Source organism: Nevskiales bacterium, assembly GCA_035574475.1.
Lineage (GTDB): Bacteria > Pseudomonadota > Gammaproteobacteria > Nevskiales > DATLYR01 > DATLYR01.
Window position 1 is genome coordinate 1 of record DATLYR010000074.1, and the last position, 3,468, is coordinate 3,468.

General features: G+C 67.4%; 4 protein-coding genes. 2 read left to right on the forward strand and 2 right to left on the reverse strand.

Annotated features, from left to right (window positions below; genetic code table 11):
- Nucleotides 1-219, forward strand: a 219-nt coding sequence (locus VNJ47_04080) for an adenosylmethionine--8-amino-7-oxononanoate aminotransferase BioA (protein HXG28012.1), incomplete at its 5' end; no start/stop codon positions are given.
- A 121-nt stretch (nucleotides 220-340) separates the two neighbouring features.
- Nucleotides 341-1,081 (forward strand): 16S rRNA (uracil(1498)-N(3))-methyltransferase, encoded by a 741-nt coding sequence (locus tag VNJ47_04085; GenBank protein ID HXG28013.1) that lies wholly within the window; start codon nucleotides 341-343, stop codon nucleotides 1,079-1,081.
- 15 nt (nucleotides 1,082-1,096) lie between these two features.
- Here the strand turns inward: VNJ47_04085 and VNJ47_04090 are convergent, their stop codons facing one another.
- Nucleotides 1,097-1,618, reverse strand: a complete 522-nt coding sequence (locus VNJ47_04090) for a chemotaxis protein CheW (protein HXG28014.1) — start codon at nucleotides 1,616-1,618, stop codon at nucleotides 1,097-1,099.
- 13 nt (nucleotides 1,619-1,631) lie between these two features.
- On the reverse strand, nucleotides 1,632-3,468 hold a 1,837-nt coding region (locus tag VNJ47_04095; GenBank protein HXG28015.1), incomplete at its 5' end, for a response regulator.

A 3,468-nucleotide genomic window follows, 5' to 3' on the forward strand; every position in this document is an offset into this window, starting at 1 on the left:
GCCATCGAGATGGCACCGGATAAAACCCGCCGCAGCGCCTACCCCTGGCAGGAGCGGCGCGGGCTGAAGGTATACCAGCATGCGCTGACACGCGGCGTGTTGCTGCGCCCCCTCGGCAACGTGGTCTATTTCATGCCGCCCTATGTCATCAACGACGACGAGATCGCCCTGATGGCTAGCGTCGCGGCCGAAGGCATCGACCTCGCAACGCGAGAATAGCGTCAGGATAACGGGATTGTCGGGATTACAGGATAAAGAAAACTTCTCTTGTAAAAGGGTTGCTTCATCCTGTAATTCCTGTTGATCCTGTTACCCTGTCCATTCTTCGTTTATTGCAACCATGCCCAAGCATATTCCGCGGATCTACTGCGAATCACCGCTGGCGGAGGGCGGGCGGCGGCGGCTGGGCGAGGACGTCGCGCATCACCTGCTGCATGTGCTGCGGCTGAAGCCGGGGGCCGAGCTGCGGCTGTTCGACGGCCGCGGTGGCGAATATGCCGGCCGGCTGGCGGCTGCGGGGAAACGGTGGATCGAGGTCGAGGCCGTTACGCATCAGGCCGTGCGCCGCGAATCGCCGCTGCGCATCATCCTGGGCCAGGCGGTGTCACGTGGCGAGCGCATGGACTACACCCTGCAGAAGGCCGTGGAGCTGGGCGTGGAGTCCATCCAGCCGCTGGACACCGAGCACAGCCAGGCGCGGCTGGAGCCGGCACGGCTGGACCGGAAACTGCGGCACTGGCGCGAGGTGGCGCGTGCTGCCGCCGAGCAAAGTGGCCGCGAGCGTCTGCCCGAGGTCCACCCGCCGCTCACACTCGCCGCCTGGGTGTCCGCACTGCCGCCGGCGCCGCTCAAGCTGCTGCTCGATCCGGGCGCCGGTCAAGGCCTCGTGGCGCTGGCGCCCTGTACGGACATCTGCCTGCTGTCGGGTCCGGAAGGTGGTCTCAGTGCAGCCGAGCTGGCGCAGGCGCAGCAGGCCGGGTTCACTGCCATCCGGTTGGGCCCGCGCATTCTGCGCACGGAAACCGCGGCCGTCGCCTGCCTGGCTGCATTGCAGGCGCTGTGGGGGGATCTCGGGAGCTAGCGGCAACCCACGTGCCTATTGCAGGTTCGCGGGACTCCAGTCCGCTGCCGTCTCGCTGGCCGCGCCGAGCGCCTGCGCCACCTTGGCCTCGATGGCGTCCAGGTCGGGGATGATCGCCTGGGTGTTCGCCACCCGCACCCGGGCCAGCACCAGCTCGTCGGGGTCGCCGGCCTGCAACGCCAGCGGCTGCAGCGCCGTGCGGTTGAGCGCGGTGAGGTGCGGATAGCCCTGGCAGACCAGCGCCAGCAGGCCGTTGTTGACACTGGTGCCGACGCTGTTGATGACCAGCAGGCGCGAACGGCGCGAGCGTGCCGGCAGCGGGCGGCCGAGCAGCCCTTCCAGGCTCAGCACCGGCAGGTCGTGCTCGCGCCAACCCACTTGCCCGAGCAGCCAGCCGGGCGGCGTCGTGCGCATCCGCAGCCCCTCCAGGCCGCGCACCTCGATCACGGCGGCGTTGGGCAAGAGCAGGGCGTCTCCGTCCAGCGGCACCAGCTGGCCGTAGGCTTCTTCGCGGGTGAGTGTTCGTGCAGTCGCCATGGTGGATAACCGCTCAGTGCCGGCGTGGCAGCAGTTCGTGGATGCACTGGATCAGCTGGTCTTCCTGGTAGGGCTTGATCATGTAGCGCTCGACGCCGATGGCTTCCGCGCGCGCCCGATGCTTCTCGCCGCTGCGCGAGGTGATCATGATGATCGGCACGTCCTTGAGCTTGTCGCTGTTGCGCATGTAGGTCGCCAGCTCGAAGCCGTCGATGCGCGGCATTTCGATGTCGAGCAGCACCACGGCCGGGAACTCGGTCTGCAGCTTGCCGAGCGCATCCATACCGTCCTTGGCGGTGCTTACGCGGAAGCCATTGCGTATCAGCGTGCGCTCGGCGACACGGCGCATGGTGATCGAGTCGTCCACCACCATGATCAGCGGTCGCTCTTCTTCCGATTCCGCCAGCGATACGCGCCGCGTCTCCGCAGTCAGCGCGCGGCGCAGCCGTGCCTGCGCGAGCGCCGGCAAGTCCAAAATCACCACCACGCGACCGTCCGCCAGGATGGTGGCGCCAGTCACGCCGACCACGCTGCTGACCTGCAGGCCAACCGCCTTGATCACGACCTCCCGCGTGCCGAGCACTTCGTCGACGGCCAGCGCCACGCGCCGGTCACCGGCGCGCACCAGCAGCAGCGGCACGGTCTTCTCGCCTTCCTGCAGGTCCATGGCATGCAGATGCAGCATCTCGGCCATCTGCCGCACGCGGTAGTGCTGGCCGCCGTACTCGAAGTTGGGCCCACGGTCGTCCAGGTAGCGTGGCAGCTCGCTGCGGTTGACGCGTGCGATGCCCTCGATGGTGTTCATCGGCAGCGCATACATTTCCTCCGCCACGTGGATCAGCAGCGCCTGAGTGATGGCCAGTGACAGCGGCAGGCGTACGATGAAGTGCGTGCCGGCGCCGGCCTGCGTCCTGACTTCGATGCTGCCGCCCAGCTGCTTGATTTCGGCGTTGACCACGTCCATGCCCACACCACGGCCAGCGGCCTGCGTGACCTCGGTGGCCGTGCTGAACCCGGGCTCGAAGATGAAGGCGATGGTGTCGGCCTCGCCCAGCACCGCGTGCTCCGGGATGAGCCCCATCTGCACCGCCTTGCGGCGGATCGCAGGCAGGTTGAGTCCGCGGCCGTCGTCGCTGACGTCGATCACCAGCTGCGGGCCGTCACGGGTCAGCCGCACCGATACCACGCCGGTCTCCGGCTTGCCGGCCGCCACGCGCTCGGCCGGCGGCTCGATGCCGTGCACGATGGCGTTGCGCAGCAGATGTTCGAGCGGCGGCACCATGCGCTCCAGCACCTTGCGATCCAGCTCGCTCTCCACACCGGTGAATTCCACGCGCGCTTTCTTGCCGTACTCCTGCGCGGTCTGCCGCACGACCCGCTCCAGACGCTGCACCTGGCGGGCAAAGGGCACCATCAGCGAGCGCATCAGCTTCTGCTGCAGTTCGCTGTTCACGCGCGCCTGCTGCAGCAGCAGCATTTCGTTCTGGCCGCGCAGCTCGTCGAGCACGTCGCGCACGCTCTCCAGGTCGGTCATGCTCTCGGCCAGCGAGCGCGACATCTCCTGCAGGCGCGAATAGCGGTCCATTTCCAGCGGATCGAACTCGGCCTGGTAGCGGTCGGGATCCGCCGCCGACTGGCCCTGCTGACGTGCGAGGATCATGGCCTGGGCCTCGGTGTCGAGGCTGCGCACCTGCTCACGGATGCGGTTGATGGTCTGCAGCATCTCGCCGATCTGGAACGACAAAGCCGTGTTCTGCTGTTCCAGGCGTGAGCGGTAGATGCTGATCTCGCCCGCCTCGTTGAGCATGCTGTCCAGCTGCTCGACCGCAATGCGCGCCATCTCAGACGAC